Below are 22,850 nucleotides of genomic sequence, written 5' to 3' on the forward strand. Positions count from 1 at the left end.
CGCCTCCCTCAGCTCCGTCCCGCCCGACGGGATCGGGTCCGTCGGCTCCCGGCGCGGGTCGCGGCCGAACAGTTCGTCCCGCTGTGCGCCCCGCAGGGCCCGTCGCCCGCCGCGTTGCGCGGCTCGTAGCCGGCGTCCGGGTCGCCCGCCGAGGCGCAGAGTAAGCCCAGGACCTGCTCGCCGCGCAGTACGCGCGCGTACCGGACCGGGTGTTCCGTGCTGCTTTCGTAGTCCTCGCCCGCCGGCTCGTCAGGGACCGGTTTCATGAGCCGCTTCCAGCGTGCGGGGATCTCGAACGTGCCCCACGAGTCGTCGTGCTCCGCCCCCTCCACCCGCAGGTCGGCGAAGCCGTCCGCGGTCGGTCGGGCGGGCTTGGCGGCGTCTCCCGGGTCGACCACCGAACCCGTCAGTTCGGAGATCCGCTTCAGCGCGGCGGCGAGACGCGGCGCGTTCTCCGCGGCCCCCTCCGGCTGCGGGCGGAGGCGGCGTTCCTGACGTCCGACAGCAGGCGGAAGGCCTCCGCCACGGCGGCGGAATCGACGGGACCGGACACGGGGGAAGGCTTCCGGAACCATTCGCCCACCGGGTCGGACGTGATCACTGGCTGCGCCTACCCCGCGACCGGCGAACCGCGGCTTCCGGAGCGGTCAGCGGCGCCAGAAGATGTGGTGGGTGACGCCGCTCGGGCTCGGGGCCACGTCCATGTGGAAGCGGTCGAGGAGTTCGTCCGGGGACTTCCACAGGCGGGAGCCCGCGCCGAGGTCCACCGGGGAGACCGCGACGTGGAGGGTGTCGACCAGGTCAGCGTCGAGGAACTCGCGGATCGTGGACGGGCCGCCGCCGAGGCGGACGTCCTTGCCCGCGGCCGCCTCGAAGGCCCGGGCCAGGACCGTGGCCGGGTCGGCGTCGGTGAAGTGGAAGCTGGTGTCGGAGAGGGTGAAGGAGGGGCGCAGGTGGTGGGTCATCACGAACACCGGCGTGCGGAACGGCGGTTCGTCGCCCCACCAGCCCTGCCAGTCGAGGTCCTGCCAGGGGCCCCGGTGGGGGCTGAACTTGTGGGCGCCCATGATCTCGGCCCCGATGTTGCGCCCCCAGTCGCGGGTGAAGTAGTCGTCCAGGCCGCGGCTGCCGCCCGGCTCGGTGCGGTTGGGCCAGCTCGCCGTGGCGCCGGCCCAGGCGAACAGGGTCGCGGGGTCGATCCCGTCGCCGAAGGGGCGTTCCAGGCATTGGTTCTCGCCGGCGCCGTAGCCGTCCCGGGTGACGTTGATGTTGTGGGCCCGGAGGAGTTGCTGGGTGGGCATGGGGTGCTCCCGTCTTCGTCGGCCGATGGAGGTGAGACTGCCGGGGAGGACGGAACTCATCGGTGCGGGCCCGGATCGACGCGCGGACATGCCGCCTTCGGAGTAACGGGTCCCGGCCGCGGCCGCCCTGACGGAGGCATGTGTTCCGTGGTCGTGCCCGGGGCACATGGATGCGCGGCGAGCCCGTCGCCCGGGCCGACGACGACAGGCCGTCCTGGCAGTGCGGAGGAGGCTGACCGGCTACAGGACCGCCACCGGCGCGACCGGCGTCCCCGTGCCGCCCGTGAAGGGTTCCGGCATGGCGGACAGGAGGAAGGTGTAGCGGGACGCTTCCGCACAGGCCGTGGACAGGGCCTCCAGGTTCCAGTTCTGGCCCTGGTGCATGCCCATCTCGACGAGGTCGAGGGCGTGTACCGGGAGCCAGAGGTTCTCGATTTCCGGCGGGAAGATCTCGAAAGTGAGGGTGTCGTTCGCGACGGCCGCCACGTCGCGGGCGTGGAACCACTGCGGGGTGCGGACCGAGAGGCCCGGTGACGGGAAGCCGTAGCCGTGCTTGTCGCCCGCCAGGTAGACCTGCATCTGGCCGGTGCGGACGAGGACGACGTCCCCCGCGCGGACGGTGACCCCGCCGAACTCCTCCGCCTCGGCCAGGTCCCCGGGGGTGACGGCGTGGCCCCCCGGGAGCCGGTCCAGGCCCTTGGCGCGGGCGACGTCCAGCAGGACCCCGCGCGAGACGATCGGCGTGGCCTTGTCGATGCCGCTGAACTGGGCCCGGGCGTGCGCGGTGATCGTGGAGGCGGGGCGGCCGTTGTAGATCCTGCCCGAGTGGGAGACGTGGGTCAGGGCGTCCCAGTGGGTGGCCGCCTGGAGGCCCATCGTCACGGCGTCGTCGCTGCAGGCCACGGTGCCCGGGCCGAAGAGCTCCTGGTTGATCTGGACCATGGTGTGGAGCGGGTTGATCCGCCCCGGGATCAGGCCGGCCTGCACCCCGTCCTCCTCCAGCGGGAGGGCCAGCGGGACGCGGCGCCCCGTGCGGACCTCGGCGGCCGCCGCCCGGACGACCTCCTCGGTGATCAGGTTCAGGGTGCCGATCTCGTCGTCGGCTCCCCAGCGTCCCCAGTTGTTGACGCGCTTGGCGATCTCGTGGAACTCGGGGGGCAAGGTCATGGCCGCCATCCACTCCTTGGACGAACAGGGGCTTGTGGGAAGGGATCTGACTGGTCATAGAATCTAACGGACCGTCAGAAAAAGCGGGAAGGGGCCGGACGTGGGGAACTTCTTGGCAGGCAAGGTCGTCGCCGTCACCGGCGCGGGCCGGGGCATCGGCCGGGCCGTGGCGCTCGCCGCCGCCGCCGAGGGCGCCAGGGTCGTCGTCAACGACTACGGCGTCGGGATCGAGGGGAACGCGCCCACCAGCGAGGTGGCGGAGGACGTCGTCAAGGAGGTCCTCGCGGCCGGCGGGCAGGCCGTCGCCGTCGCCGACGACATCTCCACCATGGCCGGCGGCCAGCGCATCGTCGACACCGCCCTCGCCGAGTACGGGCGCATCGACGGGGTGGTGTGCGTCGCGGGCATCCTGCGCGAGCGGATGCTCTTCAACATGTCCGAGGAGGAGTGGGACCCCGTCGTCGCCACGCATCTGAAAGGTACCTTCACCGTCTTCCGGGCCGCCTCCGCCGTCATGCGCCGGCAGGGCTCCGGCACGCTCATCGGCTTCACCAGCGGCAACCACCAGGGCTCCGTCGCCCAGGCCAACTACAGCGCCGCCAAGGGCGGGATCATCTCCCTCGTCCGCAGCGCCGCCCTCGGGCTCAGCAAGTACGGGGTCACCGCCAACGCCGTCGCCCCCGTCGCCCGGACCCGGATGTCCGCCAACGTGCCCATGGAGCTCAAGGAGATCGGCGAGCCCGAGGACGTCGCCGCGCTCGTGACGTACCTGCTCAGCGACCGCGCCAAGGCCGAGGGGATCACCGGGCAGGTCTACACGGTCGCCGGACCGAAGATCGCCGTCTGGGCCCAGCCCCGCGAACTGCGCGCCGGGTACGCCGAAGGGGCCTGGACCCCCGAGAAGATCGCCGACTTCCTCCCCGGCACCGTCGGCACCGACCCGATGCCGATGCTCGCCCAGCTGGAGGCCATGGCCAAGGCGGCCGCCGCCAAGGACCGCCCGAACGCCTGAGGGTCGGTGGAGAGGGGGAAGGCAGAAGGGGAAGCAGCGTGGACTTCAGCTTCGGGCCGGAGGCCGGGGAACTGCGCGCCCGCGCCCGCGCCTGGCTCGCCGGACACCTCGTCGGCCCGTACGAGGAGGCCATCGGCCTCGGCGGGCCCGGCAGCGAGCACGAGGGCGTCGGCGCCCGCCGCGCATGGGAGCGGGAGCTCGGCCGCGGCGGCTGGATCGGCACCGGCTGGGACGCCCCGGCCGGCGCCTACGGACAGCAGCGGCTCTCCCTCACCGGGCAGGTGGTCTGGGCGGAGGAGTACGCCGCGCAGCGCGCCCCCGGCCGGGTCGGCCACATCGGCGAGAACCTCCTCGCCCCCACCCTCCTCGCCCACGGCACCCCCGAGCAGCGGGCCCGCTTCCTGCCCGGCATCGCCCGCGGCGAGGAGCTGTGGTGCCAGGGCTACAGCGAACCCGACGCCGGGTCCGACCTCGCCGGGCTGCGCACCGCGGCCGTCCGGGACCCGGCGGACGGGCTGCTGCGCGTCACCGGCCAGAAGATCTGGACCTCCCTCGCCCGCGAGGCCGACTGGTGCTTCGTCCTCGCCCGCACCGAGCCCGGCTCGCGCCGCCACCGCGGCCTGTCCTTCCTCCTCGTCCGGATGGACCAGCCGGGGCGGGTGGAGGTCCGGCCCATCCGGCAGATGTCGGGGACGGCCGAGTTCAACGAGGTCTTCTTCGACGGGGCCGTCGCGGAGGAGGTCGTCGGCGGCGAGGGCAACGGCTGGACCGTGGCCATGGGACTGCTCGCCCTGGAACGCGGGGTCTCCACCCTGGTCCAGCAGATCGGGTTCGCGGCGGAACTGGAGCGGGTGGTCACGGCGTACGCGGCTTCGGGTGCGCCCGATCCGGTGCTGAGGGAGCGGCTCGTACGCCAGTGGGCCGAGCTGCGCACCATGCGCTGGAACGCCCTGCGGACCCTGGGACGGGTGGGGGACGCCGGCGCGCCGAGCGTCGCGAAGCTGCTGTGGGGCGGCTGGCACCGGCGGCTCGGCGAGCTGGCGGTGGCGGTCGGGGGCGCGCGGGCCACCGCCGGGCCGGGGGCCTGGGTGCGCGGGGTCCCGTACGAGCTCGGACTCGACGAGGAGCAGCGCCTGTTCCTGTTCACCCGGGCCGACACGATCTACGGCGGCTCGGACGAGATCCAGCGGAACATCATCGCCGAGCGGGTGCTCGGCCTGCCTAAGGAGCCCAGGTGAGAGGCGTCGTGTTCGACGGCAAGCAGGCCCAGGTGGTCGGGGACCTGGAGATAAGGGACCCGGGGCCGGGGGAGGTGCTGGTCGCGATCACCGCGGCCGGGCTGTGCCACAGCGACCTTTCGGTGATCGACGGGACGATCCCCTTCCCGCCGCCGGTGGTGCTCGGGCACGAGGGGGCCGGGGTGGTCGAGGCGGTGGGGCCGGGGGTGACGCACGTGGCGCCCGGCGACCACGTCTCCCTGTCGACCCTCGCCAACTGCGGGGCCTGCGCGGACTGCGACCGCGGCCGGCCGACGATGTGCCGCCGGGCGATCGGGATGCCGGACCGGCCGTTCTCGCGGGGCGGGCAGCCGCTGTTCCAGTTCGCGTCGAACTCGGCGTTCGCGGAGCGGACCCTGGTCAAGTCCGTGCAGGCGGTGAAGATCCCCGAGGACATCCCGATGACCTCGGCCGCGCTGATCGGCTGCGGGGTGCTCACCGGAGTGGGGGCCGTGCTGAACCGGGCGAAGGTGGGGCTCGGGGAGACCGTCGTGGTCATCGGGACGGGCGGGATCGGCCTGAACGTCATCCAGGGGGCCCGGATCGCGGGCGCGTCGGTGATCGTGGCCGTGGACGCGAACCCGGCGAAGGAGGCGGTGGCGCGGCGGTTCGGCGCGACGCACTTCGTGGACGCCTCGGCGGCCGGGTCCCCCGCCGACACCTCGGCGGCCGTCCGGGAGGTCCTGCCCACCGGTGCGGACCACGCCTTCGAGTGCGTGGGCAGCGTGAAGCTGATCCGGCAGGCCGTGGACCTGCTGGACCGGCACGGGCAGGCGGTGCTGTTGGGCGTGCCCGGGTTCAAGGAGGAGGCGTCGTTCCTGGTCTCCTCGATGTACCTGGACAAGACGATCATGGGGTGCCGGTACGGGTCCTCGCGCCCCCAGCGCGACATCGCGCTGTACGCCGAGCTGTACCGGCAGGGGAGGCTGCTGCTGGACGAGCTGGTGACGGAGGTCTACCCGGTGGAGGACTTCGCGAAGGCCGTGGACGACGCGCAGCACGGGCGGGTGGCGCGGGGCGTGCTCACGTTCTGAACGGGGCCCGGCGGGTGCCCGGCGGCCCGGCGCGCGTCCTGCGCGCCGGGCCGTTGGGGACGGGGCGAGGGCCGGGGGCCTGGATCAGTCGGCCAGGCGGCCGAAGCGGCCCTGGTGGAAGAGGAGGGGATCGCCCTCGCCCTCCGCGCCCATGGCCTCGACCCGGCCGACGACGATCAGGTGGTCCCCGCCGGTGTGGACGGCGTGGATCCGGCAGTCGATCCAGGCGGGGACGTCGTCGAGCTGCGGGGACCCGGTGGCCGGGGCCGGCCGGTGGGAGACGCCGGCGAACTTGTCGGCGCCGCTGACGGCGAAGGCGCGGCAGAGCTCCCCCTGGTCCGCGCCCAGGATGTTGACGCAGAACACCCCGGCGCGGGCGATGCGCGGCCAGGTGGTCGACGTACGGGCCACCATGAAGGTGACCAGGGGCGGGTCGAGGGAGAGCGAGGCGAAGGACTGGCAGGCGAAGCCCGCCGGACCCTCCTCGCCGTCGGCGGGCGGGGCGGTGATGACCGTGACCCCGCTGGCGAAGTTGCCGAGGACGGCCCGGAACTCGGCGGGGCTGACGGGCGCGCGCTCGTCATCGCCGACGGCCCGCAGGTCGGGGCGCGGGAGGGCGTCGGCGTGCGCGGAACCGGGCTCCCCGGCCGCGGAGGTGGGGGAGCCGACTGACCTGAGGTATCGGACGACGGTGGCCGCCATCCCTGCGTGTCCCATCACCCTCCGATTGAACCTGACGGATCGTCAGATGAGAAGGGGCGGGGAAGCCCGGGGTGGGGGCGGGGCGCGGCCGAGGGCGCGGTGACGCCGAACGGGTGAATCCGACCGGCCGCGGCGGCCCGTACGCCCTTCGGCGGGTGGGGGGTGGGCAGGGTGGCGAGCGACTGCGTGGCGCCTACCTGTGGAGGACCTGATGCTCGGCACCGACTTCCGTACCGGATCGCCCAACTGGCTCGACCTCGGCAGCCCCGACACCGGCGCGGCCGCCGCCTTCTACCGGGCGGTCTTCGGCTGGGACTTCGCCTCCGCCGGTCCCGAGGCGGGCGGGTACGGGTTCTTCCAGCAGAACGGCAGGACCGTGGCCGCGCTCGGCCCCCTGACGGAGGAGGGGGCGGACCCGGCGTGGACCGTGTACTTCCAGAGCGGCGACGTCCGGGCCACCGCCGACACGGTGCTGCGCGCGGGCGGGAAGATCCGGGTGGCGCCGATGGACGTGATGGGCGAGGGCTGGCTGGCCCAGTTCACCGACCCGCAGGGCGCGCGGTTCGCCTGCTGGCAGCCCGGGAAGACGGGCGGGCTGGAGGTGGCCTCCGCCGAGAACAGCCTGGTGTGGGTGGAGCTGCACGTGCCGGACCCGGCGGCGGCGCTCGTCTTCTACGGCCGGGTGTTCGGGTGGCGGTCGGCGGAGATGGAGACGCCGGGGATGACGTACCGGGTGCTGAGCACGGCCGACGGCGACCAGCAGGGCACCTCCTTCGGCGGGGTCGCGCCGCAGGGGGAGGGGGCGGGCGGGGCGTCGAACGTCCTGCCGCGCTGGGTGCCGTACTTCCACGTGGCGGACGCGGACGCGACCGTGGCGGCGGTGGAGGGCGCCGGGGGCGTGGTGCTGATGCCGGCGGCGAACGTGCCGGACGTCGGGCGGATCGCCTGGGCGGCGGACCCGGCGGGCGCGGTGTTCGCGGTGCTGAGGCCGGACCCGCGGATGTAGCCGGGCGGCGGGGCGGCGGGCCCCGCCCCTCACCGTCCGAGGTACTTGGGGGTGCGGCGCTCCACGAAGGCGGCCACGCCCTCGTTCGCGTCGGCGGTGGTCATGTTGAGCTCCTGGGCGGTGGCCTCGGCGGCCAGCGCGGCGGCGCGGTCGCTGTCCAGGGAGGCGTTGACCAGCTGCTTCGTGAGCGCGAGCGCACGGGTGGGGCCCTGGGCGAGGCGCTCGGCCCACTCCCGGGCGGCCGCCTCCAGTACGTCGGCCGGCACGACCTTGTTGACGAGGCCGAGGCGGGCGGCCTCCCCGGCGGGCACGGCGTCGCCGAAGAACATCAGCTCCTTGGCCTTCCGCGGGCCGATGAGGCGGGGCAGCAGGTACGCGCCGGCGCCGTCGGGGACGAGGCCGCGGCGGACGAACACCTCGATGAAGCGGGCCCCTTCGGCGGCGATGACGAGGTCGCAGGCGAGGGCGAGGTGGGCGCCGATGCCGGCGGCGGTGCCGTTGACGGCGGCGATGACGGGCTTCTCGCAGTCGAGCACCGCGGTGACGAGGCGTTGCGCCCCGAGGCGGATCATGCGGGCCACGTCGCCGGCGACGCGGTCGGCTGTGCCGCTGCCGCTGCCGCTGCCGCTGCCGCTGCCGTTGCTTCGGAGGTCGGCGCCGGCGCAGAAGCCCTTGCCGGTCGCGGTGAGGACGACGGCGCGGACGGAGGGGTCGGCGGAGGCGTCGGCGAGCAGCGCGATGACGCGCTCGCGCTGGTCCCAGGTGAGGGCGTTCATGGCGGCGGGGCGGTTGAGGGTGATCCAGGAGACGTTGTTCTCCAGGCGGTGCCGGATCTCGTCCGAGGGCGTTTCGGGGGGCATGGGGGCTCCGTTCGGAGAGGGGGTCGAGTGGAGGTCCGGTGGGGTCGTCCTCTGCGGGTGGCGTGCCGCTGCGCGGGGCGGAGTTCCCCCACCCGCCCCGCTCCCGCTCACTGGGGCTCCGCCCCGGACCCCGCGCCTCGAACGCCGGCGGGGCGGTGAACAGCCCCGCCGGCGTTCGAGGCGACGGGCGCGCAGCGCCCGTACGGGTCCGGGCAGAGCCCGGGGAACGGGGGAAGGGCGGGTAGGGGACACCGCCCCGCGCGGCGGCACCCGGTCAGTGGCAGACGGCCAGCGCGTCCAGCGCCACCGCCCCCTGGCCGCGGGGGAGCACCATCAGCGGGTTGATGTCCAGCTCGGACAGCTCGTCACCCAGTTCCAGCGCCATCCGCTGGACCCGCAGCACCACCTCCACCAGCGCGTCCACGTCCGCCGGCGGAGCCCCCCGTACGCCGTCCAGCAGGGCGGCGCCGCGGAGTTCGCGGAGCATCGTGCGGGCCTGGTCCTCCCCGAAGGGCGGTACGCGGACCGCCGCGTCGTGGAGGACCTCCACCAGGACGCCGCCCAGGCCCACGGTGACGGTCGGGCCGAAGAGGGGGTCCCGGGTGACGCCGACGACCATCTCGACGCCGCGTTCGACCATCTGGCAGACCAGGATCCCGTCCAGCGGGATGTTCTCGTAGCGGGCGATGTCCGTCAGCTCGCGGTAGGCGTCGCGGATCTGGCTCGCCGAGGTGAGGCCCACCTTGACCAGGCCGAGTTCCGTCTTGTGGGCGAGCTGCGGCCCCGAGGCCTTCATGACGACGGGGTAGCCGACCAGGCCGGCGGCGCGGACGGCCGCCGCCGCGCTGGTGACCAGCTGTTCGCGGGGCACCCGGATCCCGTAGGCCCGCAGCAGCTGCTTCGCCGCGTGCTCGCTGAGCTGCTGGCCGGGGCGCATCAGGGCGGCCGCCTTGCGGTACGAGGGGGAGGGGGTGCGGGGGGCCTCGTCGAAGGGGGAGCGGTAGGAGGCGGTGAAGCGGTGGTGGCCGAGGTAGGCGCGGACGGCGGTGATGCAGTTGCCGAAGGTGCGGAACGTGGCCACGCGGGAGGAGCCGAGGAGGGTGGAGCGGTACGCCTCCTCGGTGCCGACGGGTGAGCCCCAGATGACGCAGACCAGTTTGTCGGTGGCCTCGGCGGCGTCGACCAGGTCCTGGGCGAGCCGGTCGCTCATCGGGGGGAAGGGGCCGGTGATCGGGCAGATCAGGACGCCGACGGAGGGGTCGGCGAGGATCGCGTCGATGATCTTGCGGCCGCGCCAGTCGCCCACCGGGTGGCCGCCGTTGTCGACGGGGTTGGCGACGTTGAGGTAGGGGGGTATCCACTGGTGGAGCTCGGCCTGTTTGGCCTCCGAGAGGGTGGGGAGGGTGAGGCCGGCCTCGGTCGCCAGGTCGGAGAAGTGGGCGCCGGTGCCGCCGGATATGGAGTAGACGACGACCCCCTCGGCCTGCGGGGGCCTGGCCCGGGCGAGGAGGGCGGCGGTGTCCTGGAGTTCGTCGAGGCCGTCGACGCGGATGACGCCGAACTGGCGCATCGCGGCGTCCACGACGGTGTCGGCGCCGGTCAGCTTGCCGGTGTGGGAGGCGGCCATGCGGGCGCCGGTCTCGGTGCGGCCGACCTTGACGGCGACGACGGGGACCCCGTTGCGGGCGGCCCGGTCGGCGGCGAGGAGGAAGGACCGGCCGTCCTTGAGGCCCTCGACGTAGCAGGCGATGGCGCCGACCTCGGGCCGCTCGGCGAAGTAGGAGATGAAGTCGGCGGTCTCCAGGTCGGCCTCGTTGCCGGTGGGGGCCCAGTGGGAGAGGCGGATGCCCAGCTCCTGGAGGGTGTAGACGGGCCGTCCCTGGTGGCCGGACTGGGTGATCAGGGCGATGGCCGGGCCGTCGAGGTCCTCGCGGAACTCCTGGAAGGCGTTGAGGTTGGTGTTCGGGCCGAGCAGGCGCAGCCCCGAGCGCCGGACGGCGGCGGTCAGCCGGGCCTGGGCGGCGGCGCCGCTCTCGCCGGTCTCGGCGAAGCCGGAGGCGAAGGCGACCGCGAACCTGATCTTCGTGTCGGCGAGTTCCTCGATGACCGGGACGGGGTCGGCGACGAGCAGGACGGCGAGGTCGACCCGGTCGGGCAGCTCGGCCACGGAGGCGTGGCACGGCAGTCCGAAGACGGAGGTCCGGGTGGGGTGCACGGGGTGCACGCGGGCGCCGACGCGTTCGGCCCAGGCGATCAGCTGCCGGGTGATGCCGGTGTTGGGCCGGCCCTCGGTGTCGGAGGCGCCGATGACGGCCACGGACTCCGGCCGGAAGAACCGGTCCAGGTCGGGTACGTCGGAGTGCAGGGGCCGGCCGCTGACGTCCCGTTCGGCCGCGCTCCCGGCGGCCGGTGCCGCGGTGGAGTGGACGGCCGTCCTGGGGGTCTCCCCGCAGGCCTCGACCCGTGCGCGGAAGTCGGTGGTGAGGGTGCCGTGAGTAGATCCAAGCATCGCTTCGCCCGCCCTGCTCGATGAACCTCGATGGAGTCGTCGGTAGCTGACGTGTTGTCAGATTACTGAACTGACGCGCCGTCAGGAACAGGGATGCGCAGGAAAGGTGGTGGAGGTGGTGTGCCTGAACCGTGGCAGAGGTGTTCGGGCGCCGTCCAGACCGGATCCGGCCGAGGCCGAGCCCCCGGCCGCCGTGCGGGCGGGGATCAGCGGGACAGGGTCTTCGCCACGCGCCGTGCGTCCCGGGCCAGTTCGCGGAACATGCCGCTGATCGGGTTCGTGTAGCCGGTGAAGTGCAGGCCCGGGGCGTGCGGGGCGGTGCGGGAGCCGTGCGCGCGGGGGCGGCCGCGGCCGTCCAGTACGTCCAGGTGCCCGACCAGGGCTTCGAGGCCCCGGCGGTAGCCCGTCGCGGCGATCACCGTGTCCGGGGTGAGCTCCGTGCCGTCGGCCAGGACCACCCGGTCGCCGTCGAAGGCGGCCACGGCGGCCACGGGTTCGACCCGCCCCTCGCGCACCGCGTCGATCAGGCCGACGTCCTGCACCGGGATGGCCCCCTGCCGCGCCCTGCTGTACAGGCCCGGCGCGGGCCGGGGGAGCCCGTGTGCGGACAGGTCCGGGATCGAGGCCTTCGCCACCAGCGCCCCGAGCCGGTCCACGAGCCGCACCGGCAGCCTGCGGACGAGGATCCCCGTGCGCTGCGCCGGCCAGCCCAGCGTCGAGCGGCGCACCAGGTGCGGGGCGGTGCGCACCGCGAGCCGCACCCGGGCCGCGCCGCCCTCGGCGAGGTCCACGGCTATCTCGGCCCCGGTGTTGCCGACGCCGACGACCAGCACGTCCCGCCCCGCGTACGGCGAGGGCTCGCGGTAGGCGGAGGCGTGCAGCAGCCGGCCGGTGTACGTGTCCGCGCCCGGCCAGTCCGGCAGGTGCGGGGTGTGGTTGAAGCCGGTGGCCACCACCACGGCCCGGGCCGCCAGCAGCCGCCCGCCGGAGGCGTGCAGGGTCCAGCCGTCCCCGTCGGCGGCGCGCTCGATCCGGGTCACCTCGACGCCGGTGACCAGCTCCAGCCCGTGGTGCTCGGCGTACTTCTCCAGGTACCTGACCACGTCGGCCCGCGCGACCCAGCGCCCGAAGCGGCGCGGGATCGCCAGCCCGGGCAGGGCCGACAGGCGCCGGGTGGTGTGCAGCCGCAGCCGCTCGTAGTGGCTCCGCCAGGAGGCGCCGACCGCGTCCGACTTCTCGACGACCACGGCGCGCACCCCGCGGGCGCGCAGCGCGGCGGCGACGGCGAGGCCGCCGGGGCCCGCGCCGATCACGTACACGGGGCGCGGCTGGGTGCTGGTCAGATCGGGTGCGGGCGCGGACATGGGGAGTGAGCGTATCGACACACAGCGTTGTTGGGTCTCGGACGAGGAGGGAATCGATTGCGGATCGGTCACGGGGGCGGGCGGTGGCGGTCCGGGTCCGGCGCGGCCTGGCGGCAGAGTGGATCGAACCCTGACAAAGTGGGCGTCCTGGCCGTGGAGAGGAGCGCGTGATGTGGCAGCCCGACGGGTGGGACGTACGCGTCCGGCTCGGTGTCCTCACCCCCCACGCCGACGTCGGCCCCGAGTCGGAGCTGCGCGCCATGGCCCCGGCCGGGGTGGGCCTGCACTACGCCCGGGTGCCGTTCGGCGGGATGGGGCGCGGCGGCGTGATGGAGGCGACGATCCCGCTGGCCCCCGTGCGGGCCTTCGCCGAGCCCCCGCAGGTGGACGACGCGGCCGGGCTGCTGGCGGCCGCGCCGGTGGCGGTGCTCGCGTACGCCTTCACCAGCTCCTCGTACGTGATCGGGACGCGCGGCGAGGCGTACATGCTGGCCCGGCTGCGCGAGCGCGCCCACGGTCTGCCGGTGGTCGCCACCTGCGCGGCGGCCGTCGAGGCGCTGCGCGCCCTGGGGGCCGGGCGGATCGCGCTCGTCGACCCGCCGTGGTTCGACGAGACCCTGAACGAGCTGGGCCGCGGCTACTACGAGGAGGCCGGCTTCGAGGTCCCGTACGCCGCCCCGTGCGGCCTGCCCGGCGGGCAGGGGCAGGTCACCCCGCAGGGGCTGCACGACTGGGTGGCGGGGTGGGTGGGCGACGCGGCGGAGGCCGTCGTGGTCGGGGGGAACGGCTTTCGCGCGGTCGGTGCGATCGAGGCCCTGGAGGCCACCCTGGGCCGCCCGGTGCTGACCGCGAACCAGGTCCTGCTGTGGTCCGCCCTGCGCGCGGCGGGCGTGGGGGCGGACGGGGTCGAGGGGTACGGGCGGCTGTTCACGGAGGTCGTCTGAGGCCTTGCGGGATCCGCCCCGATCCGCTGAACTGACGTACCGTCAGATCGAGTGGAGGGTGGCGGTCCATGCAGACCATCTGGCTCAGCGGGGCCGAATGGCTCGCCGTGCTGCGCATAGGCCTCGGCCTGTGGTGGCTGGAGAGCTGGCGGCACAAGGACAAGAAGGGCTGGTTCGAGCGCGGCACCGGCATCGCCTGGGCCGCCGACGTGGCGGGCAGGCACCGCTGGTCCTTCGTCAAGACGGGCTTCGCGACGGTCGTCGAGCCGCGCCCGCGGCTGATGGCGTACGTCGTCGTCTACGCGGAGCTCGCACTGGGACTGGGCCTGGTGCTCGGGTTCCTGACCCCGGTGGCGCTGGTCGGCGGACTGCTGCTGAACCTGCTCTACCTGGTGCTGATGATCCACGACTGGGCCGAGCAGGGGCAGAACTCGATGATGGCGCTCGTCTCGGGCGTCGCGTTCTTCGGCGTCTCCTGGCAGACCTGGTCCCTCGACTCCGCGACGGGGATCCTGCTGTGAGCGCCGCGCGGTACGACCTGCCCGAGGCCGACGCGTTCACCCGCCCCTACTGGGACGCCGCCGCCGAGGGGAGGCTGCTCCTGCGGCGCTGCGCCGACTGCGGGCGCGCCCACCACTACCCGCGCGAGTTCTGCCCCTTCTGCTGGGCCGGCGAGGAGCGGGTGGCCTGGGAGGGGGCGAGCGGGCGCGCCACCCTCTACACCTGGTCGGTGGTCCACCGCAACGACCTGCCGCCGTTCGGCGGGCGGGTCCCGTACACGGCCGCCGTGGTCGACCTGGAGGAGGGGCCCCGGATGATGACCGAGGTCGTCGACTGCGCGGAGGGGGACCTGCGCATCGGCATGCCGCTGCGGGTCGCCTTCCGGGAGGCGGCCGAAGGGGTGTGGGTCGCGGTGTTCCGCCCCTGAAAGGGCCGTTCGTCCGCGTGTCGACCTCTGAAAACCCTCAACTCTCTTGTCCGCGGCAGGGCCCGGCGGACAGGATCAAGCCAGGCGAAGCGCTCTCGCCCATCCTCTGACCAGGGATGTTCCACCGCACCGGCTGAAACGGCGCGGTGTGTCGCGGGGCGCGGGAAAGCCTTTGTGCTCAATGAGGGGAAATTCAGGAAATGATGAGCATTTCGCGCAAGCTGAAGACGGGCGCCGTCACCGTCGCCGCCGCGATCGCCCTGCCGGTCCTCGGCCTGGCCACCGCCACGCCGGCCGCGGCCGGCAGCTGCGACTTCGGCGGTGGCGCCGGTGACAGCTGCACCTCGCGGTTCGTCCCGACGGCGTCGAACTGCGCCGGCATCTTCGACTACCTGCGCTCGCACGGCGGGAACATCGGCAAGATGAGCAACACCTTCCAGAACGAGTGGCGCCAGTGCGCGGCCAGCCGCATCGCCGGCGGCTTCGGCAAGGGCTGACCGGCCCCGGCCCACGACGGCGCCCCCCGCGGTCTCCGCGGGGGGCGCCGTCGTCTGCGCGCAGGGGGAGCCGCGCGTTCACGGCCAGAGGAGCTCGCGGGTCCAGCCGTCCTGCCCGTCGCGGCGGTAGCGCAGGCGGACGTGGCGGCGGGCGGCGTCGCCCTGGAAGAACTCCGCCTCCGACGGGTCCAGTACGTACCGGGTCCAGGTCGGGACCGGGGCGTCCGGCTCGGCCGCGGCCCGCTCCCAGGCGGCGGCCGAGGCCTCGGCCAGCTCCTGCGGGGAGCCCAGCACCTCGCTCTGCCGGCCCGTCAGCGCCGCCGCAAGGGCGCCGCGCGAGCGGACCGCCAGGTCCGCCCGGCTCTCCCGCGGCCCGCACGCGGTCACCCGGCCCCGCAGGCGGACCTGCCGTCCCACCGCGGGCCAGTAGAAGGCCAGCGCCGCCTCCGGCCGCCCCGCCAGCTGGCGGCCCTTGGCGCTGGTGGCGTGCGAGGCGAAGTGCCAGCCCCGCGCGTCCGCCTCGTGCAGCATCAGGATCCGCACGTCGGGCCGCCCGTCGGCGTCCACCGTCGCCAGGCTCATCGTGTGGGGCTCCGCCTGACCCGCCCGGGCGGCGTGCACGAACCACTCCCGGAACAGCTCCAGGGGCTGCCCGGGCGCCGATGCCGGGTCGAAGGCGGGCAGGGCGGTGTCCCAGACGCGCAGGGAGTGCAGGACCTCGTGGAACTCGGAATCACCGGTCATGGCGACAGGCTAGTGACCCGGTCCGCGGGTCCGGCCGCCGGCGTGTCGGGCCCCGGGGGCCGCGGTCGGACGCCCGTGCGCCCCGCCGGGGACGACGGGCGACGACGGGCGACGACGGGAGTTCGACGACAGCCCCTAGGGTGCCCCCATGGACATCCCCAGAGCCGCCGCCCGCACGCTGGTCCCGCTCGCCGCGGTGCCGGTCCTGACCGCGGCCGTCGCCGCGTCCTACGACCGGCCCGGCGGCCCGGCCCTCGCGGCCGAGCTCGACCACCCCGTGCTCCTCGCCGCCCTGGCCGTCCTCATCCTCACCGCGGCCGCCCTGCTCGCCTCCCGCCGCCCGGCGGTGCGCAAGGGCGCCGGCCTCGCCCTGGCCGGGGCCGGCGCGGCCGGGGTGCTGGCCGTTCCGGCGTACGCGGTGATGGCCGACCCCTTCCCCGACCTTGAGTGGGACGTCCGGGCCCCGGACGGCTCGGCCCGCCGACTGGTGGTGGAACGGGGGCCGGGGCTGACCGACCCGGTCTGGAGCATCCACGTCGACGCCGGCTCCTTCCCCACGGCGCGCCGCTGGCCGGTGGCCTCGTACGTCTCCCGGTACCCCAGGGGCGTCCTCCAGGCCGAATGGCGGGACCCGTCCCACATCCGCCTGGTCGACCTCGACCACATCCACCACGACCTGCGCATCGCCCCGGACGGCAGGCCCCTGGACACGCTGGACTGGTAGCGGGCCCCGGCCCCGCGCGCCCGTGCGGTCAGGCGATCGGGACCGCCGTCCCCGTCACCTCGATGCCCGCCGCCGGATCCGCCGGCACGCCCACCGTGATCAGGCTCGGCCGCCCCATGTCCACGCCCTGGTGGACGGTGAGGACCGCCGGCACCTCCACCAGCCCCAGGCTCCGCAGGTACCCGCCCAGCGCCGCGGACGCCGCGCCCGTCGCAGGATCCTCCACCACGCCCCCCGGAGGGAAGGGGTTGCGGGTGTGGAAGACGGTCGGCGACTCGCGCCGGACCAGGGTGATCGTCGTCCAGCCGCGGCGCGCCATCAGCGCGCCCAGCGCCGCCATGTCGTAGTCGAGGTCCGCCAGCCGCTCCCGGCTCGCGGCCGCGATCACCGGATGCCAGGCCCCCGCGTACGCCGCCCGGGGCGGCAGCGCCGGGTCCAGGTCGGCGGCCGACCACCGCAGGGCGGACAGCAGCTCCGCCAGATCGGCCTCGGAGATCTCCTCCGTACGCGGTGCGACGCTCACCAGCGTGGCGACCACCGCCCCGTCCGGCCCGGCCGAAGTGGTCACCGGGACCGGGCCGGCCTGGGTGTGCAGCAGCAGTTCGCCCACCCCGTACCGCTGGGCGTGGGCGACGGCGGTGGCGATGGTGGCGTGCCCGCAGAACGGCACCTCGTTGCGCGGGCTGAAGTAGCGCACGTCGAGCTCCCCGTCCCGCCGGGGAACGGCGAACGCCGTCTCCGAGTAGCCGACTTCCGCCGCCGTGGCGGCCATCGTCGCCTCGTCCAGGCCGGTGGCGTCCAGCACCACACCCGCCGGGTTCCCGCCGAGCGGATCGGTGCTGAAGGCCACGTAGCGCAAAAGATCCATGGGCAGAACGTAGCGGGGGTCCTCATGGAGCGTCAAAACCCGCACGGCATGCGGAAGTTGACGTACGGACGTGCATCCGTTCACGCCCAGGTGAGCAGCTGCCCGTTCGTCCCCACACCCACCGCGAACCCGAGCGCGATCCGCCGGGCCCCCCGGCTCGGCCGCACCGCGTGGAAGAACCGCGGATCCAGCAGCAGCGCCTCGCCGACCTGCGGGGCGAGCTCGACCGACTCGGCGCCCCGCACCACCGCCTCGTCGTACCCGTAGTACGCGGACAGCCGGTGCGCCTCGTCCTCCGGCTGCCAGCGGTGGCGCCAGATGACCGTCTCCCCGCCCTCGGGCGGCACGCTCAGGTACAGGTTGAACGCGAACTGCCCGATCAGCGGCACGTCCAGCAGGTCCCCCGCGTACTCGCGCAGGGCGTCGTCGAAGTGCACCTGGAACCCGCCGTTCGGCTCCCTGGCCACCCCGTCGCCCATCTCCAGCCCGCCCCGGCGGCCGACCGCCACCCCGCCCGGCCAGGCCGCGGCGAGCGCCTCCCGGCTCGTACGGAACGGGTCGAAGGACAGGCCGAGGCCCCGCCAGGCCTCGCGGTGCCCCTCCAGCGCCTTCCAGTAGCCGTCGGCGACCCCGCCGTCCGCCATGTGGTCGCTGACCCCGACCCCGAACCGCATCACCGGCGGATCGATGCGGTCCTGCTGGTACGAGTCGAACGGCCGCGCCTCCAGCGCGCCGAGCACCTCCGCGCACCGCTCCCGCGCGAGGAAGCCGGGCACCCGCACCGCCGCGTACCGGCCGGCGGCGAGGCCGGCGAGCAGCTCGTGGGTGAACGCGGGCGCGGTGACGGCGCGGAAGAACGGGTCGTGCGACGGGGTCGGTGGCGCCGAAGGCGCCGGTAACACGCTCTGCGTGGATCGTCCTGCCTGTTCTGACGTCATTCGACGGCCCCCCGGGCACTCGGAAAGACAACAGGGAACAACGGCACTCACACGGGATGCGTCCCACTGGTCGTACGGAAGGCGGACTTGGCGTCGAGTTCGAGTGCCTGTCGTCCGGCCTCCAGCGCCTCCATCGCGATCCGTCGGCCGACCTCCGCCTGGAGCTCCTCCAGAGCGCTCCCCGGCGCACCCCACCTGAGGGACCGGTCGTCGTTCGTATCGGCCGGGACGGCAGTCATCGGCGGACCTCCGCGCATTTCGGTGTGGGACGCGTCACACAGAGTGAGGCACCGTCAGGCTACGCGCAAGTCCGCACCGGGCGCCGGAATTCGCCCCGAATCCGGGTGGATGACGGACGTCCACCGGCCCCTCACGTGGGCATCTCGCGCAGCGTCTTCTCCAGCAGCGCCCTGGCCTGCACCGACAGCGGATGCTCCGAGGCCACCACCCGGTCCAGGTCCCGCACCAGCGCCTTCAGGCGCTCGACCGCCTCGCTCGTACGCCCGCGGATCCCCAGCAGCACGAGTACGAACGTGAACCGGAACCTCATCACCATGTTCGAGTCCGACGGCTGCGACGCGTCCCGCAGCGCCTCACCGATCACCTGCTCCGCCTCGTGCGCCCGGTCCAGGCCCAGCAGCGCGTGCGTCAGCGTCTCCCGCGCCCGCAGGATCTCCGGCGTCGACGGCGGCCAGTGGTTGCGCCGGCTGATGTCCAGGATCTGCCGGGCCTCCGCCTCCGCCTCCCCGTGCGCGCCGAGGGCCAGCATCGTCCGGGCCAGGGTGTTGCGCATCACCAGCGTGTCGTAGTGCTCCCGGCCGCGCACCTCGTTCTCGGCCTCGACGATCGAGCGCAGCATCGCCTCGGCCTCCTCCTCCCGCCCGGACTGCTCCACGATCGACCGCGCCAGCTTGTGCCGGCTGGCCAGGGTGTCGGCGTGGTTCTCCCCCAGGACCCGGGTGCGCGCCCCCACCACCCGCTCCAGCACCCGCTCCGCCTGCGGCAGCTGCTCCCGGTCCAGGTGGATGCGGCCCTGCTCGTGCCGCAGGCCCAGGATCTCCCGGTCGTCGACGTCGAACCCGAAGGAGGCGCAGCGCTCCACCATCGGCAGCACCAGGTCGTACGCCGGCCCCAGCAGCCCCGTCGCGATCAGGTAGCGGGAGGTCAGCCGGGCCAGCTCCAGGGCCTCGGCGCGCACGGTGCGGTCCGACAGCTTCAGGTCGCCGAGCAGGCACGCCCGGGAGACCTCCATCGCGTGCGGGGCGAGCGCGGCCCACAGCGGCCAGTTGGCCGGGTGGTCGGGATTGCGCAGGTGGGCGGCCGACAACACCATCCGCACGGCCAGCCCGTAGTAGTCCGAGGCCCGGTCGCGCACCTCCTCGTCCTCGCGCAGCACCCCGTGCACCACCGGGTGCATGGCCAGGACGTGGGCCAGATCGCGCTCCCCGACGCCCTCCCGCTCGTACGCGTCCACCAGGCCGAACTCCTCCAGGCCCGCGAGGGCGGCGCCGGTGCGCGCCGGGCTCGCACCGGGGAAGAGGGGGGAGCGGTCGAGGGCCGCACCGGCGAGCAGGCAGCGGTAGGGGACCGGGGCGATGCTCAGGCAGGCGAACACCTTCAGCAGGGTCGCCGCCTGCCCCACCCCCCGCCGGCCCAGCAGGTCCAGGGCGATCCCGCAGGACTTCTCCACGATCTCCCGCCCCAGCAGCTCGCTGAGGTGCGGCCCGTCCTGGCCCGCCGCGGTGCCGACGCGGGCGGCGACCGTACTGCGGAAGGCCTCGAAGTCGCGGATGTCGCTGTCCAGGGAGATCCGGCTCTCGCTGACCGCCCTGATCACGTCGGCGGCGTGGCGCAGCGCGAGCGGCAGCCCGCCCAGCTCCCGCGAGAGGCGGCGCGCGTCCTCGTTCGTGCCGCCCAGGCCGCCGGTGCGCTCCAGCAGCATGGACGCGCCGTCGTTCTCGTCGAGCAGCGGTATCCGGTGGATGCGCAGCCCGTCGCCCCAGGTCTGGGGCCGGCGCGCCCGGCTGGTGACCAGCACCGTGCCGCGGGCGTTCTGCGGCCGGCGCAGCCAGCCCGTCCCGCTGGAGACGTCGCCGTCGCGGGGGCCGAGGCGCGCGGGGTCGTCCGCGTTGTCGAAGACCAGCAGCCAGGGGTCGGGGCAGTCGTTGAGCAGCGTCCACACCAGGTCCATGGCCGTGCCCAGCAGCCAGGCCCGCTCCACGGTGATCGACGGGGCCCCGAGGTCGCGGGCGATCATCCGCATGCGCAGGCTCAGCTCCGGCATCGACACCCACCACACCCGGCGCCCGTCCCGCTGCGCGCGGTCGGCCGTCTCCAGGGCCAGCCGGCTCTTGCCGGAGCCGCCCAGCCCGGTGAGCACGTGGACCTGCTGGCGGGCCTGCTCCGACAGCAGGTGCGCCACCAGCCCGAGCCGCTCCTGGCCCTTCAGCTGGCCCTCCTCCAGCCGCCCGTAGGGCGGCGGCGGGAACGGCGCCAGGTCCAGCTCGTCGCCGGGGCCCTCCGGCGGAACGGCCCACTCGTCCGCGCTGACGGACGGGCCGGGCGCGGGCACCTCGGACTCCTCCCGCCCGGGCTCCCCCCGGGCCACCTCCAGCAGGGCGCCGCGCACGGCCATGTAGGCGGCGGCGGTGCGGTCGGCGGGCTGGACGATGGAGAAGTGGTCGGCGGTGACCACCCCGCCCTTGGGGAACACGCCGCGCGCGACGACCGGCGGCACGACGTCGTCGGCCGACCCGCCGTAGGCGCGCACGGGGATCGGGCACTCCATGTCCCCGTACGCGCGGGCGTGCACGACGGCGCTCAGGACGGTCCGCTGGGCCTCGGTCACCGCCCGGTCGAAGGGGCGCAACTGCTGCTCCTGCGGGTTGTGCCACAGCACCTTGAGCCACTTGCGGACGGTGAGGAAGAAGCCGGATCCGGTGTTGGGGCAGGCGAACATCGTGAAGTGCCTGATGCGGTGCAGGTCGCGCCCCTCGCCGTTCCACAGCTTCCGTGCGAGGAACCGCTGGACGACCAGACCGCCCTGGCTGTGGGTGACGATGACGATCCGCTCGGCGTCGGCGAGTCCGGTCTCCAGGAAGGTTCCGAACTGGTCGGCGACGTCGTCGGTCTCGGCGACACGCCGGTCGGGCCGCAGGCGCACGAGGGGTGAGTCGTACTGGAAGCGGTGGACGCTGAGCCAGTCGCCGAGTTCGGGGTCGTCGGCCAGGAGCCCGTGGAACGCGTCCCACACCTTCGCGGAGGAGAACAGGCCGTGCACCAGCACGAGGTGGACGCGTGTCCGTACCGCCATCGCGAACCTCCGCAGCCAGAAAGGGTGTTGAAGCAGAAGGAATTCGGTCGCAGATGAAGAACCAGCCGGCTCAATGATGCACGAGGTGCGACGGGGCGGGCCATGACGGGACAGACCCGGAAACGGACCGCCGCCGCCGCGACACGCCCGGCCGCGCCCCCTCCCCGCCCCCGTGCGCCCCATGACGCGCCCCCGGCGCACGCGGGGCGCGCGCCGCGCCGGCCCCGACGTCCGCGATGCCCTCGCCGGAGGCCGCCGCACACTGCCGAAATCACAGCGCCAAACGGCTGTCCGGAAGGTTGCCAGTCGCCAGTGGCGGCTGCGAGACTGGCGATATCAGCGTGAAATGGCCGCTGAAATCCAGGTCTGAGAACATTCTCGCATCAAATGATGAAACGTCAAATGATGAATTCTTAACCGTAGGTCCTCTCGCTCAGGAGGTGCCTCATGAGCAGGACCCGCCGACCAGTCCACTGCATTATTCCCCCGTACATCCTGGAAAAGCTCCTCGAGAGCGAGGACAGGGAGGTGCGCCAGGGTGCCCTGGACACCCTTCTGACCACGGCCCGCCTGCGGGGTGAGCGTTCGGTCCGGGCCGACTTCGCCGGCGCGGCCGCCCCGGGAAGCGGGCGGCGCACCATCTTCGACTGCGAGCACGGGCGCTTCCCCGAGCTCGCCGTCGTGGCCCGGACGGAGGACGGCCCGGAATCCGCGGACCCGTCCGTCAACCGGGCCTTTGACGCGTTCGGCCTGACGCGCGATTTCTACAGGGAAGTGTTCAACCGCAATTCGATCGACGACCACGGGATGCGCCTGGACGGGTACGTCCACTTCGGCGTGAAGTTCAAGAACGCATTCTGGGACGGTCGGGAGATGGTGTTCGGTGACGGGGACGGAAAGAAGTTCAGCGACCTCACCGGATCGCTCGAGGTGATCGCCCACGAATTGGCGCACGGAGTCACCGACCACACCGCGAAACTCGAATACCGCAATCAGTCCGGAGCCTTGAACGAATCGATGTCGGACGTCTTCGGCTCGCTCGTCAAACAGCGGTCGCTGAAACAGACGGCCGAGGAGGCGGACTGGCTCATCGGCGCCGACGTGTGGACCCCGGGGATCGCGGGTGACGCACTGCGTTCGATGAAGGCCCCCGGGCACGCCTACGACAACGTGCCGTTCGGGAAGGACCCCCAGCCCGACCGCATGAGCAGGTTCATGCACCTGCCCGACACCGAGGAAGGGGACAGCGGCGGGGTCCACGAGAACTCGGGCATCCCGAACAAGGCGTTCTTCCTGACGGCCACGGCCATCGGGGGATTCGCGTGGGAGAGCGCGGGATCCATCTGGTACGAGTCGCTCAAGGCGTCGAGTGCCACCGCCACCTTCCAGGAATTCGCGGACACGACCTTCCGGAAGGCCGGGGACCTGTTCGGCGCCGGCGGCCCCGAACAGTCGGCCGTGCTGGCGGCGTGGGCGGAGGTGGAGATCCAGATCAGCGGTGTCCCGGTCGGTCTCGCCCGCCCGCGGAGCTTCGCGGTCAACGGGAACGGCCGCGCGGGCCGGGAGGACGGCATGGTGGCCCTGACCCGGCAGATCGGGGACCTGAGCACCAAGGTGACGGGGCTCGCCAAGGACCTCGCCACCCTGAAGGGCGTCCAGTGA

The 22,850-nt window shown here is 73.8% G+C and carries 22 protein-coding genes; 10 read left to right on the plus strand and 12 right to left on the minus strand.

The features are described 5' to 3' along the window. Positions 1–8: 8 nt before the first annotated feature. The 3 genes from ACIRBY_RS22265 to ACIRBY_RS22275 all read right to left on the minus strand — a co-directional run bounded on the left by ACIRBY_RS22265 (position 9) and on the right by ACIRBY_RS22275 (position 2,468). The gene (locus tag ACIRBY_RS22265) at positions 9–398 is read right to left on the minus strand and encodes a hypothetical protein (RefSeq protein ID WP_403902748.1); all 390 of its coding nucleotides are present in this window, start codon (positions 396–398) and stop codon (positions 9–11) included. 249 nt (positions 399–647) lie between these two features. Continuing rightward, positions 648–1,301 carry a dihydrofolate reductase family protein gene (locus ACIRBY_RS22270; protein ID WP_403902750.1) on the minus strand — a complete coding sequence of 218 codons (654 nt, stop codon included), beginning with the start codon at positions 1,299–1,301 and terminating at the stop codon, positions 648–650. A 240-nt stretch (positions 1,302–1,541) separates the two neighbouring features. Then, the gene (locus ACIRBY_RS22275; RefSeq protein WP_403902752.1) at positions 1,542–2,468 is read right to left on the minus strand and encodes a cyclase family protein; all 927 of its coding nucleotides are present in this window, start codon (positions 2,466–2,468) and stop codon (positions 1,542–1,544) included. 100 nt (positions 2,469–2,568) lie between these two features. Between ACIRBY_RS22275 and ACIRBY_RS22280 the strand changes: the two genes are divergently transcribed. From ACIRBY_RS22280 to ACIRBY_RS22290, 3 genes are read left to right on the plus strand one after another with little or no spacing between them, the layout of a single operon-like run. Then, positions 2,569–3,480, plus strand: a complete 912-nt coding sequence (locus tag ACIRBY_RS22280) for an SDR family oxidoreductase (protein WP_403902754.1) — start codon at positions 2,569–2,571, stop codon at positions 3,478–3,480. Between the two features lie 38 nt (positions 3,481–3,518). Continuing rightward, positions 3,519–4,718 (plus strand): acyl-CoA dehydrogenase family protein, encoded by a 1,200-nt coding sequence (locus tag ACIRBY_RS22285; protein WP_403902757.1) that lies wholly within the window; start codon positions 3,519–3,521, stop codon positions 4,716–4,718. Beyond that, the gene (locus ACIRBY_RS22290) at positions 4,715–5,791 is read left to right on the plus strand and encodes a Zn-dependent alcohol dehydrogenase (protein ID WP_403902759.1); all 1,077 of its coding nucleotides are present in this window, start codon (positions 4,715–4,717) and stop codon (positions 5,789–5,791) included. Before ACIRBY_RS22285 ends, ACIRBY_RS22290 begins: the two co-directional genes overlap by 4 nt. An 84-nt stretch (positions 5,792–5,875) precedes the next feature. On the opposite strand, the gene ACIRBY_RS22295 is transcribed toward ACIRBY_RS22290, so the two are convergent. Then, positions 5,876–6,493, minus strand: a complete 618-nt coding sequence (locus tag ACIRBY_RS22295) for a flavin reductase family protein (protein WP_403902916.1) — start codon at positions 6,491–6,493, stop codon at positions 5,876–5,878. A gap of 211 nt (positions 6,494–6,704) precedes the next feature. On the opposite strand from ACIRBY_RS22295, the gene ACIRBY_RS22300 reads away from it, so the two are divergent. Further along, on the plus strand, positions 6,705–7,499 hold the full coding sequence (locus ACIRBY_RS22300) for a VOC family protein (RefSeq protein WP_403902762.1): 795 nt from the start codon (positions 6,705–6,707) through the stop codon (positions 7,497–7,499). Between the two features lie 29 nt (positions 7,500–7,528). Here ACIRBY_RS22300 and ACIRBY_RS22305 read toward each other — a convergent pair whose 3' ends face one another. The 3 genes from ACIRBY_RS22305 to ACIRBY_RS22315 form a co-directional block, all read right to left on the minus strand. Next, positions 7,529–8,359 (minus strand): enoyl-CoA hydratase/isomerase family protein, encoded by an 831-nt coding sequence (locus ACIRBY_RS22305; RefSeq protein ID WP_403902765.1) that lies wholly within the window; start codon positions 8,357–8,359, stop codon positions 7,529–7,531. 274 nt (positions 8,360–8,633) lie between these two features. Next, entirely contained in the window at positions 8,634–10,868 is a 2,235-nt protein-coding gene (locus ACIRBY_RS22310; RefSeq protein WP_403902768.1) for an acetate--CoA ligase family protein, read from the minus strand. Between the two features lie 206 nt (positions 10,869–11,074). Further along, on the minus strand, positions 11,075–12,232 hold the full coding sequence (locus ACIRBY_RS22315; RefSeq protein WP_403902771.1) for a flavin-containing monooxygenase: 1,158 nt from the start codon (positions 12,230–12,232) through the stop codon (positions 11,075–11,077). Between the two features lie 170 nt (positions 12,233–12,402). Here ACIRBY_RS22315 and ACIRBY_RS22320 point away from each other — a divergent pair, with 170 nt between their 5' ends. The 4 genes from ACIRBY_RS22320 (at position 12,403) to ACIRBY_RS22335 (ending at position 14,601) form a co-directional block, all read left to right on the plus strand. Further along, a complete protein-coding gene (locus ACIRBY_RS22320; RefSeq protein WP_403902774.1) occupies positions 12,403–13,176 on the plus strand; it encodes a maleate cis-trans isomerase in 774 nt (257 codons plus the stop codon). 68 nt (positions 13,177–13,244) lie between these two features. Then, positions 13,245–13,697, plus strand: a complete 453-nt coding sequence (locus tag ACIRBY_RS22325) for a DoxX family protein (protein WP_403902776.1) — start codon at positions 13,245–13,247, stop codon at positions 13,695–13,697. Next, positions 13,694–14,104, plus strand: coding sequence for a Zn-ribbon domain-containing OB-fold protein (locus ACIRBY_RS22330; protein WP_403902779.1), 411 nt, complete (start codon positions 13,694–13,696; stop codon positions 14,102–14,104). The genes ACIRBY_RS22325 and ACIRBY_RS22330 overlap by 4 nt, the downstream gene beginning before the upstream one ends. 200 nt (positions 14,105–14,304) lie before the next feature. Continuing rightward, entirely contained in the window at positions 14,305–14,601 is a 297-nt protein-coding gene (locus ACIRBY_RS22335) for a hypothetical protein (RefSeq protein WP_403902781.1), read from the plus strand. Between the two features lie 78 nt (positions 14,602–14,679). Here ACIRBY_RS22335 and ACIRBY_RS22340 read toward each other — a convergent pair whose 3' ends face one another. After that, complete coding sequence (locus tag ACIRBY_RS22340; protein WP_403902784.1) at positions 14,680–15,345, minus strand: pyridoxal 5'-phosphate synthase; 666 nt, start codon at positions 15,343–15,345, stop codon at positions 14,680–14,682. Between the two features lie 148 nt (positions 15,346–15,493). Between ACIRBY_RS22340 and ACIRBY_RS22345 the strand changes: the two genes are divergently transcribed. Then, positions 15,494–16,069: a hypothetical protein gene (locus ACIRBY_RS22345; RefSeq protein WP_403902787.1), complete on the plus strand. Its 576-nt coding sequence runs from the start codon at positions 15,494–15,496 to the stop codon at positions 16,067–16,069. Between the two features lie 28 nt (positions 16,070–16,097). Here ACIRBY_RS22345 and ACIRBY_RS22350 read toward each other — a convergent pair whose 3' ends face one another. The 4 genes from ACIRBY_RS22350 to ACIRBY_RS22365 form a co-directional block, all read right to left on the minus strand. Then, the gene (locus ACIRBY_RS22350; RefSeq protein WP_403902789.1) at positions 16,098–16,937 is read right to left on the minus strand and encodes a PhzF family phenazine biosynthesis protein; all 840 of its coding nucleotides are present in this window, start codon (positions 16,935–16,937) and stop codon (positions 16,098–16,100) included. 80 nt (positions 16,938–17,017) lie between these two features. Then, positions 17,018–17,839, minus strand: a complete 822-nt coding sequence (locus ACIRBY_RS22355) for a proline hydroxylase (RefSeq protein WP_403902792.1) — start codon at positions 17,837–17,839, stop codon at positions 17,018–17,020. A gap of 83 nt (positions 17,840–17,922) precedes the next feature. Next, entirely contained in the window at positions 17,923–18,114 is a 192-nt protein-coding gene (locus ACIRBY_RS22360) for a hypothetical protein (protein WP_366451618.1), read from the minus strand. Between the two features lie 131 nt (positions 18,115–18,245). Next, on the minus strand, positions 18,246–21,188 hold the full coding sequence (locus ACIRBY_RS22365; RefSeq protein WP_403902795.1) for an alpha/beta fold hydrolase: 2,943 nt from the start codon (positions 21,186–21,188) through the stop codon (positions 18,246–18,248). A gap of 447 nt (positions 21,189–21,635) precedes the next feature. Between ACIRBY_RS22365 and ACIRBY_RS22370 the strand changes: the two genes are divergently transcribed. Beyond that, positions 21,636–22,850: a M4 family metallopeptidase gene (locus ACIRBY_RS22370; protein WP_403902798.1), complete on the plus strand. Its 1,215-nt coding sequence runs from the start codon at positions 21,636–21,638 to the stop codon at positions 22,848–22,850.

It is taken from the genome of Streptomyces sp. NPDC096136, from assembly GCF_044763325.1.
Lineage (GTDB): Bacteria > Actinomycetota > Actinomycetes > Streptomycetales > Streptomycetaceae > Streptomyces.